Here is a 23,591-nt window from a genome sequence, read left to right on the forward strand (position 1 = left end):
CCCGGCCTGTCGCCGCCTATCGCGGCCCGTCGCAGCCGCCCTCGTCGCACGACGTGCCGTCCGTGTTCGCTCTCGTCGCAGGACGTGCCGCCGCGCGGGAAGTCGAGCGGCAAGTCGTGCGACCAGAGCCGCCCGCGCTCGGCCAACCGGCCTCGGCCCGGCGCCCCGTCGGCGTCAGGCGCGCGCGATCTCCGTGACGGACGAGTGGCCCGTCTCCGGGTGCTTCCGCATGGACAGCAGGCGCTCCATCGACGGCTCGAGCGCGGTGACCTTGTCGAGCGGCGCACTCACCACGAGCTGGAACCCGAGCCGGAGCCACGCCGTCACGGCACGCCCGGCGAACTCCGAGTCGGCCTTGATGAACGCCTCGTCGAGGAACACCGGCGCGAACCGGGGGCGCGGACGGGTCTCGTCGCCCAGCTGGTACCGGAGCGCCGCCCCGACGATGAACGCCACGAGCTCCTGCGTCTCACCGCCGGACTTGTCCCCGAGCGACGAGTAGACGCCGAGGTCGTTGCCCTCGGTGTCGTACCGCACGGCCGTGATCTCCATGTGTCGCCGGACGTCGAGCACGGCATCGCGCTGGGTCGTCCGTCCGCGCGGAGCCGCCGGATCGGGCCGGATGACCGCCATGAACCGACGGAGCCGTCGGAAGCGGGTCTCGAGCACGTCGTCGGTGAGTTCGGTGTCCACCGACGCGGACAGGGCGCGGAGCTCCCTGCGGAAGGCGGTGACGTCCTCGCGGGTGACCCGGCGGATCTGGATCTTCAGGCGGTCCCGGTTCGCGCCGAACGGCAGCTCCCGGAGGATCTCGTTGACGGGCTCCAGCCGCTCCTCGATCTCGACGACCGCGCGGTCGAAGGCGCCGGCGAGCGGGACGAGGTCCTCGCCGCTCCACTGCGACAGGCGACGACGCCACTCGCTGCGGCGGGCGTGCAGCCCGGTCGCGAGGATCTGCTCGAGGATCGCGTGGTAGTCCGGGTACGACGCGACCCCGGTGCCGAGGTTCGGGTCGGGCCAGGCGTCCTGGTACCGCTGGAACGTCAGCGTGAGCGCGGTCGACGCTGCGGCGGCGCCGTCGAGTGCCTGGGCGAGCCGCTCCTCGAGCCGACGTCGCAGCCGGCGTGCGGCGTCGTCGAAGCCGTCGATGCCGTCCGGTGCGCCGACCTCCTCGAAGGTCTCGGCGAGCAGGCGTGACTGCTCGTCGTCCGGCAGCGACTCCGGGGTGTCCTCGAACCGGGCGAGGATCTCGGCCGCGGCGTCCTGGCCGTCGACGAGCACCGCGTGGCGTTCCTCGAGGCGGGTGACCGAGAGCCGTGCCGCGGCCCGTCGGTCGGCTGCTTCGTCGAGCGAGCGACGGAGCCGTGCGACCGACTCGCGCAGGGTCCGCAGGCCGTCGTCCGCGGCGAGCAGCGCCTGGCGCTCGGCGTCGAGGCGGGCCAGCGACTCGTCGAGCCCGGCGACGTCGATGCCGTCCCAGGTCGTGTCGACGACGTGTTGGTGCGCTGCGCGCAGGGCGTCGAGCGTGGCGAGGTCCTGCGCGACGTCGGTGCGTCGGGCCTCGAGGGTCGCGAGGTCCTGGGCGATCGCGGCGAGCTCCTGCTCGACCGACGCCATGCGCGCTTCGTTCGTGAAGCCGATGACGTTCGACTGCCGACGGTCGCCGTGTGCGCCGCGTCGGCCGTCGCGCAGCTGCCCCGACGGGGTCACGCGGCGTCCGCCGCCACCGAGCTCCGACGCGGAGTCGACGCACCGCGCGTCGATCCGGTCCGACTCGATGCGTTCGCGCACCCAGGTGCTGAACGGGGAGTCCTTGATCGCGAGCTTGCCGGAGACCATCGCCGGGTCGCCGTCGAGGTCGAGGTGCGGACCCGTCGGGACCCCCTCGAACTGCACGCGGACCGGCAGCTGGAGCGAGTCGATCGCCTCGCTGAACGACGACAGCTGGTCCTCGTCGACGAGCAGCGTGCGGGCGACCGGGGCCAGCACGGACTCGATCGCGGTGCGCCAGTGCTCCTCGGCGGGGAGCACGTCGAGCAGCTCGGCGACGAAGGGCAGTGCGTCGGGGGAGATGCCGGCAGCCCGGGCCATCGCGAGTCGTGCCTCGTGCATCGGCAGCGGCATCGCCCCCTGCCGGTGCTCGAGCGACCGACGCTCCTGGCGCAGGGTCCGTTCTCGGTCGAGGAGCGGGTACTCCTCGCGGGTCAGGGCGTCACGTCGGTCGTCGAGCTCGGCTCGGGCGGCGGCGTACGACCCGAGGAACCCGTGCGACGCGGCCTGTGCGTCGGCGAAGGCGCGCTCCGACGAGAGCGTCAGCCCGAGCGCGGTCGTGCGCTCGTCGAAGGTCGCACGGGCCCGGGCGACCGCGTCGCGCTCGCGGGTCCGCCGGTCGATGCGGTCCTCGAGCTGGGCGAGGGCGCTCCCGCCCTGGTCGCGGAGGCGTCCCTCGGCCTCGCGCAGCTCGACCTCGACGGCGGCGTGCCGGGCCTCGGTGGCGGCGACGTCCGCGCGGGCGGCGGTGCGCTCGCGTCCGTTGCGTTCGACCTCCGCGTCGAGCAGCGCCCGCTTCCGCGAGGCCGTCCAGTGCGCGAACGGGGACACCTCGGCGCCGGTGGCGATCCCGTCCAGCGCGTCGGCCGCGGCCTTCGACCGAGCGATCTCGTCGTGCAGCTCCACGATGGGGGAGAGGATGCGGACCTTGCGCTCCTCGGTGTCCATCGCCTCGTACGCCTCGTCGAGCGCGGAGAAGTGCGCGAGGGCGCGGTCGGCGGCCTCGTACGTCCCCGGGGTCTCGAGCACGAGCGACTTGTACAGCGCGTCGACCGTCGGCAGGTGCTGCCCGGCCTGGATCCGCGCGAGCAGGCGCATCGCCCGGTTGCCGCCGCCCGAGTCGCCGATCCCGAGTCGGGTCTGCAGCGTGTAGGCGAGTTCCTGGTAGGTGTCGCGCACGACGAGCCCCGGCACCCGCCCGGTCAGCTCGAGGTGGTGGAAGCGCGACGGCACGAACTCCTCGAGCCGGCGCAGGTCGAACGTGTCGTCGACCGTCGCCATGGTCATCTGGATGTCGCCGACGCCCCGCGCGCGCTTCGGCACGAGGTACGCGCGCAGCACCGTGAAGCGCCGCTCGTCGTCGTTGCGGAAGGTCACCGCCACCGCGCCCCACGTGGTCTGGTCGTCGCCGCGCAGGTTGACGTCGCGCAGCCCGCCCGTCTCCGGGTCGCGGCGGGTGTCCACCTTGCCGCGCAGGTACGTGAGCAGGTTCCGCTGGTCGGCGCTCCGCGCACGGCCGGTGGTCGCGTCGTTCGAGGCGCCGTTGAACGGCACGTCGGACGGCATCATGACCGCGAGGTACGCGTCCATCAGGGTGGACTTGCCGGTGCCGGACGCCCCGGAGATCAGGGTCGCGGTGCCGGACAGCTCGACCTGACGGTGCCCGTGGAAGCCGCCCCAGTTCACGACCTGCATCGACTCCGCCCGCCACTGCGCGACGGTGTCGAAGAGCGCCGGCATCCCGCCGGCGTCGATCAGGGTGTCGGTCATGCGTCCGCCTCGCCTTCGTCGTCGGTGTCGGTCGGCTCGGCCGGGAGGCCCGGTGCGGCCCCGGCGAGCACCGCGCCGTCCAGGGTGGTCGCTGACACGGCCCCGGCCGCGTCGCCCCGGCCGCTCGCGTCGGCGTCGTCGTCACCGGTCGGGCCGTCGGTCGCGCCGCCCGCGCTGCCGGTCGCCGACCGGAGCCAGCGGTCGAGCTCTCGGAGCTGCTCGAGGGGGAGCAGGACCTCGACGACGCTCGCGACGCGGAAGCGGTCCGGGTCGGTCGTGCGGATGAGGATGCGCGCGGTCACGAGTCGCTCGACGGCCTTCGCGACGCGGGACTCGTCGCGGGTGCGGTCGGTCGTCGCCGGGAGGAACCCGGACACGTGCCCGAGGATCTCGGACCGGTCCACCACGACCTGGTCGAGGCCCGGCCGGGTGTCCGCCCGCAGGCGCATGCGCAGGTAGACGAGGACGATCGTCTCCTCGCGGGTGTAGGGCACGTCGCGGAGCAGTGTCGGGAAGGTCCGGCGCTGGCTCTCCGACCGTGCCTGGCGCTTCCAGGCGACCTCGCGGTCGCGGTCGACGTGCAGTTCGAGGAACAGGTCGTTGAGCCGCGACCGGAGCTGGTGCTCGCCGTCGGTGATCGCGCGCCACTCGTCGGCGTGGGTGCGTGCGCTCACGTACGTGTGGCGGAGCAGCGCGACCAGGGCACGGCGCTGCGGCTCGTCCAGTCGGCCCTCGTCGCCCTCGAAGAGGGCGAAGCTCGAGTCGTCGCGGTCGTCGAGCCGGTCCTGCTCGAACGGGTCGGTGCCCTCGGGGTCCGTCTCGTCGACGGGAGCCGTCGTGGTGTCGGTCACCGTGCCTCCAGGCCGTTGTCGTCGTGGTGCTGGTCGTCCGCCCGCGCGCCGGTCAGGGTCGCCGAGGGCATGTGGAAGGTGACCGTCTCGCCGTCGGGACGCACCGTGCTGTGCGCGACCACGTGCGTGGCGGTCTCGAAGTCGTCGTTGCCGGTGAGCAGGTGTGCGAGGCCGAAGAGCTCGACCGGGCGGCGCTGCTCCGGCGGCAGCGCGTGGAAGGCCGAGACGCTGTCCGGGGCGCTGCGCAGCACGGCACGGAGCTCGGCGAGCAGCGGGCCGCCGTGCCGGCGCAGCGACGCGACGTCGAGTTCCTCGAAGACGTCGTCGTCGGGTTCCTCGATGGGCGGGGGCACGGCCTCGTTGTCGGGGTCGTAGAAGCGTTCGCGCAGGGTGCCGACCTCGGCGGTGGCGGGGAGCAGCCCGAGCGGGACGCGGTCACGGGCGGTCCCCTCGTCGATCCAGGCCGCGAGTCCGCGGTTGACCGACCGGAGCACGGCGTCGAGTTCGCGGTCGCGGACGACGTCGTGCGCGACGATCTGGTCGCGGAGGGTGGCGGTGAGCTGGCGTCGCTGAGCCAGCACGTCCTCGATGCCCTGGCGCAGGATGCTCACGGTGTTGCGGAACGCCCGGCGTTCGCCCGCTCCGAGCGACTGAGCGAACGGGTGCGCGAGGATCGTGGCGATGTCGTCGCGGAGCCGGAGCAGCAGGGCGTCGTCGCGCAGTAGCTCGAAGGCGCCCTCGAAGGCCCGGCCCTCCGGGGTGGCCTGCATGAGGTCGTCCGTCCGAGCGAGGTAGTCGTCGAGGATCTCGCCGATCGGGCGGACCTCCTGCCGGAAGTCCTCGACGATCGAGCGGTGCATCGTGGCGACCGCCTCCTCGACGCGCTTGAAGTCGCTGGGGAGCTGCCGGATCAGGTCGGCGACGTTCGTGTAGCCGTCGTGCATGCGGGCGTCGTCGACCTCGGTGACCTCGCCGCGGGCGATGCGATCGCGTTCGGCCTGCAGCTCGGCGATCTGCGCGTCGATGCGGCGGACCTGCACGTCCGGGTCCGGCTCCGCACTTGCCGCCCAGCGGTGCACGGCGTCGACGATCATCGCGAGGCGGCTCTCGCTGATCAGCGCGCGGTCGGCGCTCAGGGCGTCGACGAGGTTCAGGGCCTCGAGGGCGTGGCTCGTCAGCGAGTACTGCTCGTCGCCGTCGGGGGAGTTCGAGCGGACCAGCCACTGCGCTGCCACCCAGTCGCGGCAGAGGGCACGGCCGTTCGGGCGGGCGTCGGACTCGCTCTCTCCGTGCTCGCTCGCGGGGACGCGGGCACCGGTGGACTGCAGGCGTGCGACGTGTTCCTCGACCTGCAGGTGCATGCGGTCGGCGGGGACGTACTGCACGTCGCGGTCGAACACCGTGCGGAACACCGCGATGACGGCGGCGCTCGTCGGGCGGGACATCAGCCGGAGGGTCGGGCGGTCGAGCACCGCGCGCACGCGGGAGAACTCGAGGTCGACGTCGGTCATGGGTCCTTGCTCTGGGTCCTTGCTCGGGGTCCTTGCGTGGGGAACGACAAGAGCCCGACGCTGTTGCGCCGGGCTCTTGTGGGTTGTGGGCGATACCAGACTCGAACTGATGACCTCTTCGGTGTGAACGAAGCGCGCTACCAACTGCGCCAATCGCCCCCTGCACTTGCGTGCCAGTCGATAGTAGCGGACGTTCGGGGCTCCGCCGAACACGGCGCGTCACCCGGGTGTGGCGGGGTGCTGCTGGGTGTGCTGGGTCTTGGTGCTGGTGCTCGGTGCTCGTGCTCGTGCTCGTGCTCGTGCTCGTGCTGGTGCTGGTGCTGGTGCGTGGTGGAAGCGAGCATCCCTGGTGGAACCGGGCACACCTGGTGCTCCTGATCGACCAGGTACGCCCGGAAGAGCCAGGCATCGCGCCTGTCATGGGAAGGAACGGGCACCCACAGGGCCCCTCGATCCGCATGAAGGCGGGGGACACGCCCGGTGAACGAGGAGGATTTTGGCGGATGCCGCCCGGTTCGTATAGAGTTCTTCTCGTCGCCGCGACAGCGGAGAGACAGAAGCGGCCCTCGGGTCGCCGAATGCGGATGTGGCGCAGCGGTAGCGCATCACCTTGCCAAGGTGAGGGTCGCGAGTTCGAATCTCGTCATCCGCTCGAGTGTGGGAGTCCCCGGACGACCACGACTCACCAGAGGGTATCCCACCGTTCGGGTACTCACGGAGACGTGAACCTCGATGGTGGGGTGGCCGAGAGGCTAGGCAGCGGCCTGCAAAGCCGTCCACGCGGGTTCGAATCCCGTCCCCACCTCCAGCAACACCCCTCCAAGATCCTGCACGACCCCGGTCAGCAGATCTCTGGGCGATTGGCGCAGCGGTAGCGCGCTTCCCTGACACGGAAGAGGTCACTGGTTCGATCCCAGTATCGCCCACAGCAGAGAACCCCCCGGTAGATCCGGGGGGTTCTCGTGTTTCCGGGTTCGCCTCGGCAGCGGCGGACATCCTGCTTCCGGCCCTGCATCGTCGCGCCGACCGCTCGCGGTCGCGTCGGATCACCGTCCGGCCCTGACCGAGCCCGACACCTCGCTGCCGTTCCCGTCCGGCCACCACACGGACACCCGCTGTCCTGCTGGGTCGGCGGGTGTCTCCTCGAAGGCGGCGACGACTTCTCGAGCCTGCCGATCCGTCGGGACGACACCGGTCACCCCCGACCCGGACACTGACAACTCCCTCAGGTCGGGATGCGCAGTGGCGACAGCAGCCGCCGTCCCGACGCTCGTGTCCGACGCGGCCGTCACTCCGGCGACGGACACGGAGGTCGTCCAGGTCGTTGCCGTCCCGACGTACACCTTCGACGGACGTCGCTCGGCGCTCTCGGCGCCGAGTGCCGTCGCGGTGATCGGTCAGGTCCGGTCGCGGGCCATTCCGGCTTCGGTGTTGCGGGCGCCGACGGCGACGCCTTGGGGTGAGGCTGCTTCGATGCGCTCGAGGTCGCTGGTGGTGAGGACGATGTTCGCGGCGGCGCCGTTCTCCTCGACTCGGGAGGCTTTGGTGGTGCCGGGGATGGGGACGGTGCCGGCTTGGATGAGCCAGGCGAGTGCGAGCTGCGCGGTGGTGACGCGCTTCTCATCCGCGATGGCTTCGAGGGGCGTCGACGACGCGGAGGTTCGCGTCGATGGCCTCGTCGGAGAAGCGGGGCAGGTTCCGTCGGGCGTCTCCTTCGGGCAGGTCCTCCTTGCGGGTGACGGTTCCGGTCAGGAATCCGCGGCCGAGGGGGGAGAACGGCACGAACCCGATACCGAGCTCCCGTGCGGTGACGAGGACGCCGTTGTGTTCGGCGTCACGCTCGAAGAGGCTGTACTCCGACTGGATCGCCGTGATCGGGAACGTCGAGTGCGCCCGGCGTAGCGTCTCGGCGGAGGTCTCGGAGACGCCGACGTAGCGGGCCTTGCCGGCGGTGACGGCTTCGCCCATCGCGCCGATGCTCTCCTCGATGGGGACGTTCGGGTCGACGCGACGCAGGTACCAGAGGTCGACGTGGTCGGTGCCGAGGCCGAGGAGCTGCTCGTTCTCGAACGGCCCGTAGATCTCGGCGGTGTCGAAGAGGGTGATGCCGAGGTCGAGGGCGCGTCGGATGGTCTCGACGGAGCCTGATTCGGTGGCGCCGCCGTAGAAGGCGCTCATGCCCATGCACCCGAGACCGAGCGGGAACGTGGTCAGGCCCTGTGAGCCGAGGGGGATCTGCTGCACGCGTGTGCTCCGTTCATCGCCGGGAGGACCCGGACGGACGAGACTCGTTGAACAGCAGGCGGCTCACAGGGTCATCAAGTTCGTGGACAGAGCCACCGGTGTCCAGCCCGGAGGCTCCTGGCCGACCGGCCCAGCGGCGCGGTCTCCACGGTGTCGCCGTCGCGGCAGGAACGAACGCTCCGCGGAAACCGGGTCGTGAACGATCCGTGCCAGTCGAGCCGCGGTCGGTGTGGACGGTGGTCGGAGGAACTCCACGCCGTTCGAGCGCGACGCGCTGGGCGGTGGGGTCTTGTTCGTCGGTCTAGATGCGGGCGTACCCGATGAGCGGATCGTTCATGCCGCGAGGACCGGCAGGACGGGAACTTGCACGACCCGCTCGACCAAGGATGCGCGGCCTCAAGTGCACTCGAATACGATCGCTGCTGGGGGGGATCGTCATGTCGAGATGCAGTACAGCGAGGCCGACGGGGACGCTGTCGTGAGGGCAGCCGGAGCAGACGACGGCGACACGGTGGGGACCGTCGCTCGGCGACGGCCGAGCGCCGGGCTCGCACTCGTCGCAGCCATCGGCCTCCCGCTCGTCCTGACCAGCTGTGCCGACGGCAGCACGAGGCCGGAGGGAACCACCGTGCGGGCATCCGAAGCCGAGAAGTCCATCGTCGACCTGGTCGAGCGTTCCTCGGAAGCGATCGGCGGAGAGTGGCAGGTGTCCCTCGGGCCGTCGGCGGAACCGTGCGGCGAGGGTGTCGAGGATCGTGTGCGGTTCGTCTACGTCCTGGAACGTGACGGTTCCCCTGAGAGCGCCGATCAGGACATCACCACTGTCAAGCAGCTCTGGGAGCAGGACGGCATCGAGGTGTTCGACACGGAGACCGGCGGAGACCGACCACTCCTCGGTGTCCGGGGGAAGGGTGGTCCCACCACGTCGATCGGGTTCAACGCCTACCCCGCGCGCTCCAGCCTGACCGGCGTCTCCGAGTGCGCTGCTGGACGCGCAGACGTCCCTGATCGCTCATGAGCGCCAGCGCCAGCGTCTACACCGACGCGTACGTGCGGACGACCCTCGGACGGAGCGTCCGCGTCGGTCGTTCGGTCTGTGCAGCCGCGCTCGTGCTGCTCGCCCTCGCCGACTGCGCGGGCACCAGCACGCCGACCACCACCACCGTCGACCCGGCGACGGCGAAGCAGTCCATCGTCGATCTCGTCGAACGATCGACGGCTGCGGTCGGGGGAGACTGGACGGTCTACCGCGGACCGGCAGTCGAGCCGTGCGGACAGGATGTGGAGGACCGCGTCAGGTACTTGTACATCGTGGAACGAGCCGGAGCCGTCAGCGGACTGCTGCAGCACGATGTCGATGTGGTTCGAGCTCTGTGGGAGGACGCGGGCATGGACGTGGTCGACACGAGCAGCGGCGGAGGGAGCAAGCCTGTCGGCCTCCGCGGGACCGGCGACCCCGTGACCTCGATCGGCTTCGACGCGAACCCGGATCGCTCCAGGATCTCCGGCGTCAGCGTGTGCGCCGCCGGCAACGCGACGGAGCTGCGCGACGGGGAGATCGGGGACGCAGGATGAGTCGCCGATCGAACACGTGCGTCGCCGTACTGGTCGCGACGGCGGCGGTGCTGTCGGCGTGCAGCGCCGAACCGGGCGGAGCCCGTGCGGACGCGTCCGAGGCGGAGCGGTCGATCGTCGACGTGGTCGAGCACACGACGGCGTCGATCGGCGGCGAGTGGAGCGTGTACAGCGGTCCTGCGGCGGAGAGCTGCGATCGTGCAGGCGCTGCGCCTGGAGCCCGGTGGAGCTACATCGTCGAGCGGACGGCGCCGGACGGGGTCGACCCGGCCGTGGACGTCGAACGGGTCGAGCAGGCGTGGGAGGAGCAGGGCATCGCCGTCGAGCGCTTCGAGAGTGGAGCGGCGGACCCGCTGCTCGGCGTCCGCGGGAGCGGGGGACCGGTGACGTCGATCGGGTTCAATGCCTTCCCGCAGCGCTACAGCGTGACCGGAGTGTCGACGTGCTTCGACGGGAGCGTCGACGACCTACGGGGAGTGGGCGAGGGATGACCGACGACCAGCTCACGGACCGGGTGACGGACCGAGACCGACGGACCTACCGGATCGTCTCCCGCACCGGCTTCGTCGCTGCTCCGACGATGTTCTTCCTGCCGCTCCTCGTGCCGATGTTCTCCGTCGGCTACCAGTCGTGGCCGATCATCTGCATGACGGCGGCGTTCGCGGTGCTCGTGTCCGCGTCCTCGTTCGCTGCCATGGCGAGCACGCCGCCCGACGAGAACCCCGGGAAGCACCAGCTGTGGGCGGTCCCCGTGGCCGTGTTCGCCCTGCTGCCCGGAGCGGTCCTGTCCTCCGGGCTGTACCTGACGGTCGTCTCCCTGCTGAGTCAGGCAGCGGCGACAGCGCCGGGCTGACGGGGGACGCCCGCCCGGCAGGACACGCCAGCCCGACGACGGGGCAGGACGGCGTTCGTCAGACCGGCCGGTAGATCGCGATCGGGGGAGCGGACGGGTCGCCGTCGTCGTGCGCGTCGCCCGTCGCGAGCCAGGTGCGGCCCTCGTGCTCGATCGTCGTCGGCAGGTCGCCGTGCACCAGGATGCGGACCGCGGGCGCGTCGCCGTCGATCAGGTCGACACCGTGGGCCTCGGTACCGCCGGGGTTGTCGTGCACGTAGCTCATGCCCCGAGTCAACCCGGTCGGCGCTGGGAGCCCGGGACCGCCCGGCCGCTCGCAGGGTTCGGGTCGCCGCGAACGGCCGGACGAGGGGTGGGTGGCCCCGGTGCTCCGGTCGGGTAGGTCCGGGCACCGAGGAGTGATCCGGAGACGACGGAGGCTCGGATTGGTGGACCCGATGGCCTTGCGGTTTCCCGCAATCCCGCAACGCCCTCACCGGAAGCGCGGGACGCCCTCATCGCGATCCCGCGGCGCCCCGCACGCGGTGAGCCCGGACGACGCGCCCGGCCGCCCCGCCCGCCGTGAGCCCGGACGACGCGCCCGGCCGCCCCGCAGATCACGGGCACGGGACCGATCCGGGGTAGGGTGTTCCCGTACGCGGATGTGGCGCAGCGGTAGCGCATCACCTTGCCAAGGTGAGGGTCGCGAGTTCGAATCTCGTCATCCGCTCGGAACACGAAGGCCCTGGTCACCGACCAGGGCCTTCGTCGTGCAGCAGCCGCTCCTCGCCGTCACGCGCCGCCGAACCGCTCCGCCCGGACCTCCGACAGGTCGTGCCCGAGCTCGCCGAGCCACCGCAGCACCTGCTCGACGAAGGGCGTGGAGCCGCAGACGTACACGAGCGCGCCGACGTCGGGCCCCAGCACCGACGCACCGAGACGCTCACGAGTGAGCCGGCCCACCGGCTCGTCGGACCCGAGTGGGGCCCGCCGGCTGAACACGTGCGTGACCTCGAGCGGCGCGGATGCGTGCTGCGCGGCCTCGAGCTCCTCGCGGAAGAACACGTCCTCCGGGGTACGGGTGGCGTAGAGCAACCGGAACGGCGTCGCATCGTCAGCTTCGGCGTGCGCGGTGACCATCGGGAGCAGGGGGACGATGCCCGACCCTCCGGCGATCAGCTGCACGGGACGGCTCGACTCGCCGGGACGCCAGACGAACCACCCGCCGAGGGGACCGTGCACGTCGAGGGCGTCGCCGACCTCGATCGCATCGACGAGGAACGGCGAGACCTCGCCGCCCTCGACACGGTCGACCGCGAGCGTCACCCGGGTGCCCTCGCCGGACGAAGCGATCGAGTAGGAGCGGGACGCCTGGTAGCCGTCCTCGGCGGTGAGCCGCACGTCCAGGTGCTGACCCGGGTCGTTGCCGGGCCAGGTCGGGACGTCGAGGACGAGGCGGCGCGCGTCCGGGGTCTCGGGCGTGACGGCGGCGACGGTGGCGGGGTGCCAGGCCGGCCGCCTCCGGACGGGGGCGGTCCCGCGCGGGGTGACCCGCGCCTCCAGGCCGTCGACGGGGGAGGTGCTCACCAGTACCGCTCCTCCTTCCAGGGGTCGCCGTGCATGTTGTAGCCGGCGTTCTCCCAGAAGCCGGGCTCGTCCTCGGCCTGCATGACGATGCCGCGCACCCACTTCGCGCTCTTCCAGAAGTACAGGTGCGGGACGAGCAGCCGGGCCGGACCGCCGTGCTCGGGGGTCAGGGGCTCGCCGTCCGCCTCGAAGGCGATCCAGGACTGCCCGTCGAGGAGCTCGTCGAGCGGCACGTTCGTCGTGTAGCCGCCGAAGCTGTGCACCGTGCAGAAGTCGAGCGACGTCTCGACCTCCGCGAAGAGCCGGTCGAGGGGGACGCCGCGCCAGGGCATGTCGAGCTTCGTCCAGTGGGTGACGCAGTGGATGTCGACGGTGACGTCCTCGACGCCGAGCGCGTGCACCTCGTCCCACGACCAGGTGTGCAGACCCGACTCCGTGCGGATCGAGAAGCTCCAGTCCTCGGGCGCGATGTCCGGGGTCGCCCCGGCGGAGAGCACGGGCCAGTCGCGAACCAGGGTCTGACCGGGTGGGATGCGGGAGTCGTCGCGGTCGTCGCGTCGGCCGCCGAATCCGCGGGTGAACGTCGCCATCGTGGTCCTCCTGGTCACTGGTGGTGAGGCCATCCTGCCCGGTGGACCGGTCCGCGGCCCAGCGCTTGTCCGGTGCGCTCCGCGTCACGTGGACCGGCCGGGAGGCTCGTGGTGCTTCCTCGGGACGGCGCGCGTCCGCCACGGGGCCGGTCCCGGCACGGCGGGGCGGCGCTCAGCGGCGGTGCGGCGCCGTCTCGTGGTCGTCGAAGAGCACGTCGGGCGCGTCGACCCGTCGGTCGGTCACGGTGGTCGGGCTCTCCAGGTGCACGGCGCCCGACGGCAGGATGCCGGCGCCGCCGAAGCGCTCCATGACCCGCCATTGCGCGACGACGTCCTCGCCCGAGTGCTGCGGGGGCAGGGCGTCCCAGAAGCGGAAGCCTCCCACCTGCTCGAGGGCGGCGCGGTCGTACACGACGCACGCGCCGACCCAGGCGACCCGGTAGGGGACCCACCCGCCGGTCTCGACGTCGAGGTCGGCAGCGACGTGCGCCGGGTTCGCCGCGTTGTGCAGCGACAGCCGGTCGAAGCCGGGGGTGCCGCGACGGACGACCTCGGGCACGACCGGGCCGTCCCACGGCTCGAACACGGCTGTCTCGTGCGGACGGCGGTCCTGCAGGTACGAGAGCCCCTGCACGGCGCTGCCGACGAACCCGCACCCGAGGTCGCGAAGCGCGTCGAGCATCCGGCGGACGGTGCCCGGTTCGAGCCAGACGTCGTCGTCGAGGTAGAGCACCGCGGGGGCGGTGGCGTGGTCCAGGAGGTGCTGGCGGTGCTCTGCCAGGCCACGCCGTTCCGGGTGGGCGAGGAGCGTGACGGGCCGGCCCTGCGCCTCCAGGACGCGCAGCATGGCGGCGACCGCCGGCTCGGAGGCGGCGTCCTGGCCCGCGGACTGGTCGCTGAGGACCAGGCGGAGGTCGACGTCGGTCTGTGCGGCGAGCCCGGCGAGCGTCGTGGCGAGCTCGGCGGGTCTCCCGACGGTCGGCACCAGGACGTCGACCTCGGCCGGACCGCGGTCGTCCGTCAGGGGACGCGCCCAGGCGCCGGACCAGCGGGCGGCGGTCACGGTGCCGGGTCGGGCTCGACGGCGGGTGCCGGTGCGTCCGTGGTGTCGGCTTGCGCCGGACCGGTCGCTGCGGCGGCCGCCGCTGCGGTGGCTTCGCGGATGCGGCGCACGACCGCGGTCGTCGAGTGCTCCGGCACGTAGTCGACCATCACGACCTCGCCGCCGTACGCCCGCACGACGCCGGTCTCCTCGAGCATCTCGGGGGAGTAGTCGCCGCCCTTGACGTAGACCTCGGGTCGCAGGCGCTCGATGAGCGGGATCGGGGTGTCGGTCGCGAACACGGTGACCAGGTCGACGCAGGCCAGGGCGGCGAGGACACCGGCACGGTCCTCGGCGGTGTTGATCGGGCGCTCCGGCCCCTTCAGTCGGCGGACCGAGTCGTCGTCGTTCAGGGCGACGACGAGCAGGTCACCGAGCTCGCGGGCCTGCCGCAGGTAGGTGGTGTGTCCGCGGTGCACGACGTCGAAGCAGCCGTTCGTGAAGACCACCCGGCGTCCGGCGGCGCGGGCCGCCTCGACGGCCAGCGCGAGGTCCTCGTGGTCGACGACCGTCGCGGCGGGCGCCGTCACGGAGTCGATCAGTGCGGCGGCGGTGCAGACCGAGGTGCCGGCCTCGCGGACGACCACGTCGGCGGCTGCCTGGGCGACGGCGATCGCGTCGCGGAGCGGGGCCCGGACGGCGAGGGCGACCGTGGCTGCGGCGCAGAAGGTGTCGCCGGCGCCGGACGCCTGCTGCTCGGACGCGGGGGTGGCACGGGTGCGGAAGGCCTGGTCGGTGCCGGGCTCGAGCAGGACGGTGCCGTCGCGGTCGAGGGTGACGACGGCCGCACGGGCGCCGCTGCGGGCGAGGACCTCGTGGCGGGCGTCCACGACGACGGGGACCCGCGCGGAGCCGGCGCCGAGGTCGCGTCCGAGCAGCCCGGCGGTCTCGCCGGCGTTCGGCGTGACGAGGTCCGGGTGCAGGTCGGCCCAGCGGGTGAGGTCGTGGGCGTCGACCACGACGGCACCGGGGCGGTCGCGGTCGAGCACGGGCACGACGTCGTCGGGCTGCACGCCGAGGCCGTAGTCGCAGACCACGGCGGCGTCGGCGCAGCGGACGGCGCGGGCGACGGCCTCCGCGAGACGGGCTCCGGCGTGCGCGTCGGGGGTCGCTGCGATCTCGTCGACACGGACGACCACGCGGTCGCCGCCGACCACCCGCGACTTCGTCGTGGTGCGTGCGCCAGTGACCTCGACCAGGTGGCTCGTGTCGACACCGGCGGTCTCGAGCCGCTCGCGGAGCACGCGGCCGGACTCGTCGTCGCCGATCAGGCCGACCATGCGGACGCGGGCGCCGAGGGCGCGGGCGTTCACCGCGGTGTTCGCGGCGCCGCCCGGCACGGCGACCGTCTCGGTGACGCGGACCACCGGAGCCGGTGCCTCGCGGGAGACGCGCTCGGCCTCGCCGACGGTCCACCGGTCGAGGATGCAGTCGCCGATGACGACGACGAGGGGTTCACGGTCGTCGACCGAGGCGACCAGGTCGCGGACGAGACGGACGTCGGCGGTCATCGGGTTCCTCCGGAGGTGGTGCGGGCGGGAGCGGGTTCGAGGTGCACGACGGTCGTGGTCGTCATCTCGTCGAGCAGGTGCGGGCCGTAGCCGAAGCCGGCACCCGACGCGCCACGGGGCTGGGCGCTGCCGCCCGGAGCACCGCCGAACACGGCGTTCACCTTGACGGTGCCGACGGGCAGCTCGGCCGCCGCACGGAGCGCGTGGCCGGTGTCGCCGGTGAGCACCGTCGCGGCGAGGCCGTAGCGGTCGGCCGCCGCGAGGCGCAGCCCCTCGTCGAACGACTCGACGACCCGGACGGGGGCGATCGGGCCGAAGGTCTCCTCGGTCATCACGACCATGTCGTCCGTGCAGTCGGCCAGGACGGTCGCCGGGTAGAACGTGCCGACGCCACCGGGCGTCGTGCCGCCCGTGCGCACCACCGCGCCGCGCTGCACCGCGTCGTCGACGTGGGCCTGCACCGTGGCGCGGAGCCGGTCGTCGACGAGGGGACCGAACTCCGCGGCGGGCGATGCCGTCCGACGCTCGGCCTCGGCGACGAGCGCCGCGGTGAACTCCTCGGCGACGTCGCGGTGCACGTAGACGCGCTCGACGCTCGTGCAGATCTGGCCCGTGTTGGCGAACGCGCCGAGTGCCACCTGCGCTGCGGCCCAGGCCGGGTCGACGTCGGCGTCCACGACGACCGCGTCGTTGCCGCCGTTCTCACGGATGACGTGCGCGCGGGTCCGGGCGGCGACCTCGGTCAGGCGGTCGCCGGTCGCGGTGGAGCCGACGTGGGCGTACACGTCGATGCCGTCCTGCTCGAGCAGGGCCTCGCCGGTCGCCGCATCGCCGTCGACGCCCACCAGGACGCCCTCGGGCAGGACCTCGGCGAGCAGCGCGTTCAGGCGGGCGATCGTGCCGGAGCACCGCTCGCTGCCCTTGTGCACCACGGTGTTGCCGGTGACGATCGCCGCACCGAGGATGCCGAGTGCGACGGCCACCGGGTCGTTCCACGGGGTCAGGGCGAGCACGACACCACGGGGGTGGGGGACCGACCAGTCCGCGGCGCCGAACCGCCCGCGGAGGGCCTCGCCGCGGTGGACCGGGCCGAGCTCGGCGTACTGCACGAGGGTCCCGATGCCGGCTTCGACCCCGCCCATCGCGTCGCCGGGGACCTTGCCCGTCTCGCGGGTGTTCAGGTCGGCGAGCTCCTTCGCGTGGTCACGGAGGTGCGCGGCTGCGGCGTGGAGCAGGGCGCCCCGTTCCGCCGGGGCCGTGCGCGCCCAGCCGGGGGCGGCCGCCCGAGCGCGCGCGACAGCGTTCGCGACGTCCTCGCTCGTGGAGCGCGGGGTCGTCGTGGCGATCGACCCGTCGACGGGGTCGGTGACGACCAGGTGGTCGGTGTCGGTCGCGGTCGCTGACGGGGTGGCGATGCTCATGGTGTCCTTCCGGAGACTGGCGTACCGCTCCACGCTGCCCGGAGGTACCTGTGCGGGGTCACGGTTCCGCGCACGAGGTCCGCGGAACGCACTGCCCGGGCCCCCGCCGGGTCGGTCCCGGCAGTCCTCACGGCTGGTCCCGGGTAGACGGGTCTGGTGCAACTGATCGGCAACGGTGGAGACCGCTTCGACGACGTCCGGGAGATCGCGGTGCTCCGCGGCGGTGGCCTGGGAGACCTGCTGTTCGCGGTCCCCGCGATCGAGGCGCTGCACGCGGCGTACCCGGACGCCCGCATCACGCTGCTCGGCAGCCCGCTGGCACCGGCGGTCCTGCGTGGACGCACCGACGCCGTGCACGCGTTCGAGGAGCTCCCGGTCGTCCCCGGCGTGCGCGACGGCGGCAGCGGAGCCCCCACACTCGAGGACTTCGAGTCGCGGGTGCGGGGGCGGTTCGACCTCGCCGTCCAGCTGCACGGCGGCGGTCGGAACTCGAACCCGTTCCTGCTGCGCCTCGCCGCGCCGCACACCGTGGGGACCGCCACCGAGGACGCCGAGGTCCTCGAGCGGTGGGTCCGCTACGTGTACTACCAGCACGAGGTGCTCCGCGGGCTCGAGGTCGTGTCGCTGGCCGGCGCCGCACCGATCACCCTCGACCCGCGCGTGCACGTGACCGCCGAGGAGCGGCACGAGGTGCGGGACCGGCTCGGCGTGCGCGGGCACCTGGTCGCGGTGCACCCCGGCGCCACCGACCCCCGCCGGCGCTGGAGCCCCGAGCGGTTCGCTGCCGTCGTCACCGCCCGGCTCGACGCCGGCGACGACGTCGTGCTCGTCGGCGACGCCACCGACGTCCCCGCCGCGCAGGCGATCCGCGGGGCGGTGCCGACCGCGCTGCACGACCGGCTCCACGACCTGACCGACGCCCTGCCGCTCGCCGAGCTCCCCGCGGTGCTCGCGGCGGCGGACGTCATGGTGGGCGACGACTCAGGCCCGCGGCACCTCGCCGTCGCGGTCGGTACTCCCACCGTCGGCGTGTTCTGGTTCGGCAACGTGGTGAACGCGGGCCCGGTGGACCGTGGCCGGCACCGGGTGCACCTGTCCTTCGTCACCCGGTGCCCGGTGTGCGGCGTCGACGTCACGCAGGTCGGGTGGACCGCGGAGCGCTGCGAGCACGACCCGTCCTACGTCGACGAGGTGCAGCCGGAGGCCGTGCTCGCCGACGTCGAGGACCTGCTCGCCACGGTGCGGCCCCGGGAGCGCGAGGCCGCGCCGGTCGCCTGACGCGGCAACAGCGGTCGCTCAGGTCGCACGACGTGCCGCCCGACCGGAAGTCGAGCGGCACGTCGTGCAACTTCGAGCGGGCGGGACATGCCGCCCGACCGGAAGTCGAGCGGCATGTCGTGCGACCCCGAGCGGGTCCGGCCAGTGAACGCGGGGCCTACGGCCAGCTGGGCTCCGTCGCCGGCATGATCGACAGCTCCCGGATCTCGCACCCGGCCGGCTGCGACAGCGCGAACAGGATCGAGTTCGCCACGTACTCCGGCTCGATGAGCTGTGCGTCCGGGCCCGGCTTGTACTGCTCGGTCCGGCCCTCGAAGAACGCGGTGCGCATGCCCGCGGGGATGATGTTCGTCACGCCGATGCGGCCCGCGGTCTCGGCGGCCAGCGCCTGCGAGAACCCGCGGACACCGAACTTCGACGCCGAGTAGGCCGTTCCGTCGCCGACGCCCTTCAGCGCGAGCGACGACGAGATCGTCACGACGCGGCCGTGCGTCGCCTCGAGGGCGGGGAGCGCGGCGCGCACGACGGCGGCGGTGCCGAGCAGGTTCACGCCGACGATGCGCTCCCAGTCGCCCGACGAGATCCCGCCGATCGGCGCGGGCTTGTCGATGCCCGCGGCGGTCACGACGGCGTCGAGGCCGCCGTGGCGCTCGGCTGCTTCGCGGACGGCGCGCTCGGTCGCCTCGGTGTCCGTGACGTCCACGGCGACGGCGTCGGTGCCCTCCGGCACGCCGTCGACGCGCAGGTCGAGGACGATCGGGGTGCCGCCGGCCTCGGCGACCGCGGCGACGACCGCCGCGCCGAGACCCGAGGCGCCGCCGGTGACGAGGACGCGGCCGATGGGGGTGGTGGGGACGGGCATGGACTTCCTTCCGGGAGTGGCGTGGTGCCGGTCCGTCGGCGGTGCCGACGGACGTGTGTGGTGACCGGTGCCGGACGGGAGGCTCGTGGCGGCGGTGCACCGCGCCTCCCGTCCGGCACGTGGTCGGGGGTGTCGGGGGTCAGCCGACCGCGGCGAGTGCCGCGGCGAGCCGGGTGGTGGACCGACCGGGGTGGAACGGGACCGTGACGACCCGACCACCCCACTCGGCGAGCGTGGCCGCCTCGGGCAGCTCGCTCGCGGCGTAGTCCCCGCCCTTCGCCCACACGTCCGGCCGGAAGCGGCGGAGCGCCTCGTCCGGCGTGTGCTCGTCGAAGACGACGACCGCGTCGACGCAGTCGAGCGCGAGCAACAGCTCGACCCGGTCGTCCTGCGTCATGATCGGTCGCTCGGGGCCCTTGAGCGCGCGGACCGACTCGTCCGAGTTGAGGCAGACCACCAGGCAGTCGCCGAGCGCCCGGGCGGCGGAGAGCGTGCGGGCGTGCCCGGCGTGCAGCAGGTCGAAGCAGCCGCCGGTCGCGACGACCGTCCCGCCGGCGCTGCGGACCTCGTGCACGACGCGCAGCGCGTCGCGGTCGACACCCGGGACGGGGACCGGGGCCGGACCGTCGTCGGCGAAGAGCGCGGTGACACCGCCGGCCGCCAGGTACTCCGACGCCGCGAGCACGCCCGCGGCGACGGCCTCGGCGACGTCCGTACCCTCAGCCAGGGCGATCGCGACGCCCGCGGCCAGGCGGTCGCCGGCGCCGCAGGGGTCGCCCGCGGTGACGGACGGGGCCGGGACGAAGCGGCTGTCCAGCGCTCCCGGCTCGGTGCCGTCACCGCCGCGGCGCGACGCGACGAGTGCACCGCGGTCGCCCATGGTGACGGCGACCGCGTCGACGTCCCAGGTGCGGACCAGCTCGGCGGCGGCGTCGGTGGCGAACGGGACGCCCTCGCCGGACAGGTCGGTGAAGCGGCGGGCCTCGCTGGTGTTCGGCGTCACGACGGCGGTCCCGGCGACGGGGGCGGCGCCCTTGGGGTGCGGGTCCCAGACCACCGGCGTCGTGCGGGCAGCGGCGGCCAGGGCGCTCCGCAGCCCCTCGGACGCGGCGACACCGCGGCCGTAGTCGGCGACGACGATCGCGTCGGCACCCTCGAGCGCAGCGGTCATCTCCGTGGTCGCCTCGGGTACCGGCGGGGTGGCGCACCCCTCGTCGATGCGGACGAGTGCGTGGTCCACCACGCGGACACGGGTCTTCACCGGGGTCGGGGCGCCGGAGGGACCGGCGACCACCCGGACGTCGGGCAGCAGGGCGCGGATCTCCTCGGCGCGGTCGTCGTCGCTCAGGACGGTGACGAGCGTCACGTCGTGGCCGTCGCGCACGAGCATCGAGGCGACCAGACCGGCACCGCCGGCGCGGCGGTCGTCGGTGCGGACGTCGACGACGGGCACCGGGGCGTCCGGGCTCAGCCGCTCGCTCGTGCCCGAGACGTCGACGTCGAGCAGGGTGTCGCCGACGACGACGATGCGGCGCCGCGTGCCGTCGGCCTGCGCGCGGTCGACCGTGCGCTGCGACGCGGTCCCGGACTCCTCGGCGCGCAGTGGGGCGACGCCGTCGTGCGCGGTCACCGGCGGCCGCCTCGGCGCAGGGCGGGCTCCATCGCACGGCAGAGGGCGTGCACGAGGACGAGCTGCGCCTCCTGCACGTTGGCCGAGGGCCCCTCGATGCAGATCGCGTCGTCGACCGCGTCGGCGAGCGGGTTCGGGCCGGGGCCGGTCATCGCGATCGAGCGGGCGCCGACGGCCCGCGCGGCCTCAGCGGCACGGAGCAGGTTCGGGCTCTTGCCGCTCGTGCTGAGCAGCACGACGACGTCGCCGGCGCGGGCGTGCGCCGTGACCTGCCGGGCGAAGACCTGGTCGTAGCCGTAGTCGTTGCCGATCGCGGTGACGGCGGAGCTCTCGGCGTGCAGGGAGATCGCCGAGTACGCCGGACGGTCCCCGTCGAAGCGGCCGGTCAGTTCGGAGGTCAGGTGCTGCGCCTCGGCGGCCGACCCGCCGTTGCCCGCGGCCAGCAGGCGGCGACCGGCGACGAGGCGCGCGGCGATGTCGTCCGCCCAGGCGGCGATGTGGTCCTTGTGGTCGACGAGCGACGCGATCACGGGGACCGAGGCGGCGATGTGGTCGACGACGGTCCGGACGCTGGCGCTCCCGGTCTCCGGCTCGCGGGTGCCGGTCTGCTGCTCGATGGTCATCGTGCGGTCCTCTCCGTCTGGTGCGGCAGCACCGCGGGCGTCGGGCGGGCGGTCCGTCCGGCGCGTCCGGGACGGGCGCCCGGGATGGTGGTGGCGGGGGTGATCGTGACGGGGTCGTTCGACACGGGGGCCGTGTCGGTCCCGGTGGCCGCAGCCGCGGGGGCGGCGAGGGCGTTCGCGGCCCCGGCGACGAGCCGCTCGTAGACGCGCTCGCTCTCGGCGGCGACCTTGTGCCAGGTGTACCGGGCCTCGGCGCGCTCGCGTCCGGCGCGCCCGTAGGCCTCTCGGCGCTCGGGGTCGTCGAGGATCGCACCGACGGCGGCGGCCACGGCGTCCTCGTCGCGCGGCGGGACGTGCAGGCCCGTGGCGTCCTCGACGACGGTGTCGATCAGGCCACCGACGCTCGACGCGACGACCGGACGACCGCAGGCCATGGCCTCGAGCGGCACGATGCCGAAGGGCTCGTACCAGGGCGCGCACACGACGACGTCGGCGCTGCGGTACACGGCGGGCATGTCGTGCTGCCCGAGCTGGCCGCGGAAGGTCACGTGCTCGCGGACGCCGAGCGACCGGGCCAGGGCGTCGAGGCGCTGGTACTCCGGGTCGTCGGCCAGGTCCGCCCCGGCGGTGCCGGCACCGCCGACGACGACGAGTTCGGCCTCGCGGCCCTCGTCGAGCAGCTTCGCGAGTGCGGCGATGGTCGTGCCGACGCCCTTCCGGCGCACCAGGCGGGACGCGGTGAGGACCCGGAAGGGGCGGCCGCGCTCCTCGACGGGGCCGTCCGGCCGGAACAGGTCCGTGTCCACCCCGCACGGCACGACCGAGATCGCGTGCAGCGGGACGCCGAGCGCCTTGAGCTCGAACGCCTCGTCGGAGCACGTCGCGACGACCTGGTCGACGCTCCGACCCACCGCGGGTTCGATCCACTCGCGCTCGGCGGGGCTCGTGTCGGCGGTGCCCTGGTGGCGGCGCTTCACGACGCCCAGCGCGTGGAAGGTCTGCACGACCGGGATCCGGACGCCGCCGGTGCGGGCGTGGACCTGCTTGACCGCCTCGAGCGCGGCGTGCCCGGACATCCAGAAGTGGCCGTGCACCACGTCCGGGCGGTCCACGAACCACTCCGCCGCGAGCACCGAGGCGAACGTGTCCATGAACGGGAACAGGTCGTCCTTCGGCACGTGCCGCGCGGGACCGGCGTCGACGTGCACGACCTCGACCCCGGGGCGCAACAGCACCCGGACGGGCTGGTCGGCGTCGTCGCGCCGCGTGTACACGGTGACCTGGTGGCCGCGGTCCGCCAGGGCCCCGGAGAGCTCGGCGACGTGCACGTTCTGTCCACCGGCGTCGACTCCGCCGAGCACCGCGAGCGGACTCGCGTGCTCGGACACCATCGCGATCTTCATCGGAGGCTCCCTTCCAGCGCGGCGTCCGCCGCGCGTCCGCGCCGCGCACCCCGCGCGACGGCGTCGTCGAGGAGGTCGTCCCAGTCCGCCAGGTACCGGCCGAGCGCGTGCCGCGCGAGCGCGGCCTCACGCGCGACGGCACCGCGGCGGCGGGCCTCCTCGGGGTCCTCCAGGAGCGTCCTGGAGGCGCGGACCAGCTCGTCGACGTCGGTCGCGATCGCGCCTGCCTCGGCGGGCACCGTCCGGGGTGCGTCGGTCGTCGCGAGCACGAGGACCGGCATCGCCATGTGCATCGACTCGATGAGCGAGAGACCGAGCGAGGTCCAGCGGTTCGGGTGCACGTAGGCGCGTCGCTGCGCGAGCGCGGCGTGCATCGGGTCGGCAGGGACGTCACCGAGGGCGACGACGCGGTCGCCGAAGCCGAGCTCGGGCAGCCGGTCGGTGCCCATGCCCCAGAGGTCGACGGGTGCGACCTCGGCGAAGCGGGGGAGGAGGTCGGTGCCGACCACCCGGCCGCGACGGACCGGCTCGTTGATGACGACGCCGAAGCGTTCGAGCTCGCCGGTGTACAGCGGGCCCGGGTCGACGACGCCGTGCTCGACGACCGTGGTGCGGGTCGTGCCGCACTCCCACATCAGGGCGTTCCAGTGCGTGACGTGCGCGATCACCAGGTCGTCGCGGTCCCGCATCGGGTGCAGGCTGCTCGGGACGTCGGTCCGCGGGGCGTTGTGCTCGACGAAGACCATCGGCACCTCGCGGCCACCGAGCAGTCGTCTGGCCTCCTCGAGCTCCTCGGTGCGCTGCAGCACGACCACGTCGACCTCGGCGTCGGCGACGTCCGCGGGGTCGATCTCGATCGCGTTCGTCGGCCAGTCGCGCCCGCCGCGTCCGAGCCCCCAGCCGTCGCGGGCCGGGGTGGTCGGGATGAGGTACTCGTGGGGGCCGCGGACGAAGGCGTCCATCCAGCCGCCGTGCACGTGCCACACGAGGATCCGCATGCAGGGCCTTCCGTTCGTTCGGTGCCCCTCCGG

Annotated in this window: 19 protein-coding genes, 5 tRNA genes and 1 pseudogene; 9 read left to right on the forward strand and 16 right to left on the reverse strand. The window is 73.4% G+C overall.

Going from position 1 to position 23,591, the window contains the following annotated elements; translation table 11 throughout:
* Positions 1 to 174 precede the first annotated feature (174 nt).
* The 4 genes from LCG91_RS07700 to LCG91_RS07715 all read right to left on the reverse strand — a co-directional run bounded on the left by LCG91_RS07700 (position 175) and on the right by LCG91_RS07715 (position 6,061).
* Positions 175 to 3,540 carry an ATP-binding protein gene (locus tag LCG91_RS07700; RefSeq protein ID WP_224443032.1) on the reverse strand — a complete coding sequence of 1,122 codons (3,366 nt, stop codon included), beginning with the start codon at positions 3,538 to 3,540 and terminating at the stop codon, positions 175 to 177.
* The gene (locus LCG91_RS07705) at positions 3,537 to 4,391 is read right to left on the reverse strand and encodes a DUF4194 domain-containing protein (protein ID WP_224443033.1); all 855 of its coding nucleotides are present in this window, start codon (positions 4,389 to 4,391) and stop codon (positions 3,537 to 3,539) included. The genes LCG91_RS07700 and LCG91_RS07705 overlap by 4 nt, the downstream gene beginning before the upstream one ends.
* Complete coding sequence (locus LCG91_RS07710; protein WP_224443034.1) at positions 4,388 to 5,902, reverse strand: DUF3375 domain-containing protein; 1,515 nt, start codon at positions 5,900 to 5,902, stop codon at positions 4,388 to 4,390. Before LCG91_RS07710 ends, LCG91_RS07705 begins: the two co-directional genes overlap by 4 nt.
* A gap of 86 nt (positions 5,903 to 5,988) precedes the next feature.
* A tRNA-Val gene (locus tag LCG91_RS07715) sits at positions 5,989 to 6,061 on the reverse strand.
* 421 nt (positions 6,062 to 6,482) lie between these two features.
* Here LCG91_RS07715 and LCG91_RS07720 point away from each other — a divergent pair.
* The 3 genes from LCG91_RS07720 to LCG91_RS07730 all read left to right on the forward strand — a co-directional run bounded on the left by LCG91_RS07720 (position 6,483) and on the right by LCG91_RS07730 (position 6,828).
* A tRNA-Gly gene (locus LCG91_RS07720) sits at positions 6,483 to 6,554 on the forward strand.
* Positions 6,555 to 6,636: 82 nt separating this feature from the next.
* Positions 6,637 to 6,710 (forward strand) — tRNA-Cys (locus LCG91_RS07725).
* Between the two features lie 46 nt (positions 6,711 to 6,756).
* Positions 6,757 to 6,828, forward strand: a tRNA-Val gene (locus LCG91_RS07730).
* Positions 6,829 to 7,299: 471 nt separating this feature from the next.
* On the opposite strand, the pseudogene LCG91_RS07735 reads toward LCG91_RS07730, so the two are convergent.
* A pseudogene (locus LCG91_RS07735) lies at positions 7,300 to 8,146 on the reverse strand (aldo/keto reductase).
* Between the two features lie 400 nt (positions 8,147 to 8,546).
* On the opposite strand from LCG91_RS07735, the gene LCG91_RS07740 reads away from it, so the two are divergent.
* From LCG91_RS07740 to LCG91_RS07755, 4 genes are all read left to right on the forward strand, one after another.
* The gene (locus tag LCG91_RS07740; protein ID WP_224443035.1) at positions 8,547 to 9,164 is read left to right on the forward strand and encodes a hypothetical protein; all 618 of its coding nucleotides are present in this window, start codon (positions 8,547 to 8,549) and stop codon (positions 9,162 to 9,164) included.
* Positions 9,165 to 9,256: 92 nt separating this feature from the next.
* Positions 9,257 to 9,721: a hypothetical protein gene (locus LCG91_RS07745; protein ID WP_224443036.1), complete on the forward strand. Its 465-nt coding sequence runs from the start codon at positions 9,257 to 9,259 to the stop codon at positions 9,719 to 9,721.
* On the forward strand, positions 9,718 to 10,212 hold the full coding sequence (locus LCG91_RS07750; RefSeq protein WP_224443037.1) for a hypothetical protein: 495 nt from the start codon (positions 9,718 to 9,720) through the stop codon (positions 10,210 to 10,212). The genes LCG91_RS07745 and LCG91_RS07750 overlap by 4 nt, the downstream gene beginning before the upstream one ends.
* Positions 10,209 to 10,574, forward strand: coding sequence for a hypothetical protein (locus LCG91_RS07755; protein ID WP_224443038.1), 366 nt, complete (start codon positions 10,209 to 10,211; stop codon positions 10,572 to 10,574). The genes LCG91_RS07750 and LCG91_RS07755 overlap by 4 nt, the downstream gene beginning before the upstream one ends.
* A gap of 58 nt (positions 10,575 to 10,632) precedes the next feature.
* Here the strand turns inward: LCG91_RS07755 and LCG91_RS07760 are convergent, their stop codons facing one another.
* On the reverse strand, positions 10,633 to 10,839 hold the full coding sequence (locus tag LCG91_RS07760; protein WP_058727894.1) for a hypothetical protein: 207 nt from the start codon (positions 10,837 to 10,839) through the stop codon (positions 10,633 to 10,635).
* Positions 10,840 to 11,211: 372 nt separating this feature from the next.
* Here LCG91_RS07760 and LCG91_RS07765 point away from each other — a divergent pair.
* A tRNA-Gly gene (locus LCG91_RS07765) sits at positions 11,212 to 11,283 on the forward strand.
* A gap of 62 nt (positions 11,284 to 11,345) precedes the next feature.
* On the opposite strand, the gene LCG91_RS07770 is transcribed toward LCG91_RS07765, so the two are convergent.
* The 5 genes from LCG91_RS07770 to LCG91_RS07790 all read right to left on the reverse strand — a co-directional run bounded on the left by LCG91_RS07770 (position 11,346) and on the right by LCG91_RS07790 (position 16,764).
* A complete protein-coding gene (locus tag LCG91_RS07770) occupies positions 11,346 to 12,140 on the reverse strand; it encodes an FAD-binding oxidoreductase (RefSeq protein WP_082688281.1) in 795 nt (264 codons plus the stop codon).
* Positions 12,137 to 12,730 (reverse strand): molybdopterin-dependent oxidoreductase, encoded by a 594-nt coding sequence (locus LCG91_RS07775; protein ID WP_224443039.1) that lies wholly within the window; start codon positions 12,728 to 12,730, stop codon positions 12,137 to 12,139. The genes LCG91_RS07770 and LCG91_RS07775 overlap by 4 nt, the downstream gene beginning before the upstream one ends.
* A 172-nt stretch (positions 12,731 to 12,902) precedes the next feature.
* Complete coding sequence (locus tag LCG91_RS07780) at positions 12,903 to 13,793, reverse strand: glycosyltransferase family 2 protein (protein ID WP_202596843.1); 891 nt, start codon at positions 13,791 to 13,793, stop codon at positions 12,903 to 12,905.
* A complete protein-coding gene (gene rfaE2, locus LCG91_RS07785) occupies positions 13,790 to 15,343 on the reverse strand; it encodes a D-glycero-beta-D-manno-heptose 1-phosphate adenylyltransferase (RefSeq protein WP_224443040.1) in 1,554 nt (517 codons plus the stop codon). Before rfaE2 ends, LCG91_RS07780 begins: the two co-directional genes overlap by 4 nt.
* Positions 15,340 to 16,764 carry an aldehyde dehydrogenase family protein gene (locus LCG91_RS07790; RefSeq protein ID WP_224443041.1) on the reverse strand — a complete coding sequence of 475 codons (1,425 nt, stop codon included), beginning with the start codon at positions 16,762 to 16,764 and terminating at the stop codon, positions 15,340 to 15,342. Before LCG91_RS07790 ends, rfaE2 begins: the two co-directional genes overlap by 4 nt.
* 156 nt (positions 16,765 to 16,920) lie before the next feature.
* Here LCG91_RS07790 and LCG91_RS07795 point away from each other — a divergent pair, with 156 nt between their 5' ends.
* The gene (locus LCG91_RS07795; protein WP_224443042.1) at positions 16,921 to 18,042 is read left to right on the forward strand and encodes a glycosyltransferase family 9 protein; all 1,122 of its coding nucleotides are present in this window, start codon (positions 16,921 to 16,923) and stop codon (positions 18,040 to 18,042) included.
* 157 nt (positions 18,043 to 18,199) lie between these two features.
* Here LCG91_RS07795 and LCG91_RS07800 read toward each other — a convergent pair whose 3' ends face one another.
* The 5 genes from LCG91_RS07800 to LCG91_RS07820 form a co-directional block, all read right to left on the reverse strand.
* Entirely contained in the window at positions 18,200 to 18,904 is a 705-nt protein-coding gene (locus LCG91_RS07800; RefSeq protein WP_058727890.1) for an SDR family oxidoreductase, read from the reverse strand.
* A gap of 139 nt (positions 18,905 to 19,043) precedes the next feature.
* Complete coding sequence (locus tag LCG91_RS07805) at positions 19,044 to 20,432, reverse strand: PfkB family carbohydrate kinase (RefSeq protein ID WP_058727949.1); 1,389 nt, start codon at positions 20,430 to 20,432, stop codon at positions 19,044 to 19,046.
* A 98-nt stretch (positions 20,433 to 20,530) separates the two neighbouring features.
* Positions 20,531 to 21,157: an SIS domain-containing protein gene (locus tag LCG91_RS07810; RefSeq protein WP_224443043.1), complete on the reverse strand. Its 627-nt coding sequence runs from the start codon at positions 21,155 to 21,157 to the stop codon at positions 20,531 to 20,533.
* Positions 21,154 to 22,560 carry a glycosyltransferase gene (locus LCG91_RS07815; protein ID WP_224443044.1) on the reverse strand — a complete coding sequence of 469 codons (1,407 nt, stop codon included), beginning with the start codon at positions 22,558 to 22,560 and terminating at the stop codon, positions 21,154 to 21,156. Before LCG91_RS07815 ends, LCG91_RS07810 begins: the two co-directional genes overlap by 4 nt.
* Complete coding sequence (locus tag LCG91_RS07820; protein WP_224443045.1) at positions 22,557 to 23,558, reverse strand: glycosyltransferase; 1,002 nt, start codon at positions 23,556 to 23,558, stop codon at positions 22,557 to 22,559. Before LCG91_RS07820 ends, LCG91_RS07815 begins: the two co-directional genes overlap by 4 nt.
* Positions 23,559 to 23,591: the final 33 nt, after the last annotated feature.

The organism is Curtobacterium sp. TXMA1 (genome assembly GCF_020162095.1).
In the GTDB taxonomy this organism is placed as follows: Bacteria; Actinomycetota; Actinomycetes; order Actinomycetales; family Microbacteriaceae; genus Curtobacterium.

Coding starts and splice junctions, on each gene's coding strand:
- LCG91_RS07710 (WP_224443034.1), bottom strand. CDS start 5,902: ATGACCGACGTCGACCTCGAGTTCTCCCGCGTGCGCGCGGTGCTCGAC.
- LCG91_RS07760 (WP_058727894.1), bottom strand. CDS start 10,839: ATGAGCTACGTGCACGACAACCCCGGCGGTACCGAGGCCCACGGTGTC.
- LCG91_RS07800 (WP_058727890.1), bottom strand. CDS start 18,904: ATGCCCGTCCCCACCACCCCCATCGGCCGCGTCCTCGTCACCGGCGGC.
- LCG91_RS07700 (WP_224443032.1), bottom strand. CDS start 3,540: ATGACCGACACCCTGATCGACGCCGGCGGGATGCCGGCGCTCTTCGAC.
- LCG91_RS07815 (WP_224443044.1), bottom strand. CDS start 22,560: ATGAAGATCGCGATGGTGTCCGAGCACGCGAGTCCGCTCGCGGTGCTC.
- LCG91_RS07750 (WP_224443037.1), top strand. CDS start 9,718: ATGAGTCGCCGATCGAACACGTGCGTCGCCGTACTGGTCGCGACGGCG.
- rfaE2 (WP_224443040.1), bottom strand. CDS start 15,343: ATGACCGCCGACGTCCGTCTCGTCCGCGACCTGGTCGCCTCGGTCGAC.
- LCG91_RS07810 (WP_224443043.1), bottom strand. CDS start 21,157: ATGACCATCGAGCAGCAGACCGGCACCCGCGAGCCGGAGACCGGGAGC.
- LCG91_RS07775 (WP_224443039.1), bottom strand. CDS start 12,730: ATGGCGACGTTCACCCGCGGATTCGGCGGCCGACGCGACGACCGCGAC.
- LCG91_RS07790 (WP_224443041.1), bottom strand. CDS start 16,764: ATGAGCATCGCCACCCCGTCAGCGACCGCGACCGACACCGACCACCTG.
- LCG91_RS07820 (WP_224443045.1), bottom strand. CDS start 23,558: ATGCGGATCCTCGTGTGGCACGTGCACGGCGGCTGGATGGACGCCTTC.
- LCG91_RS07755 (WP_224443038.1), top strand. CDS start 10,209: ATGACCGACGACCAGCTCACGGACCGGGTGACGGACCGAGACCGACGG.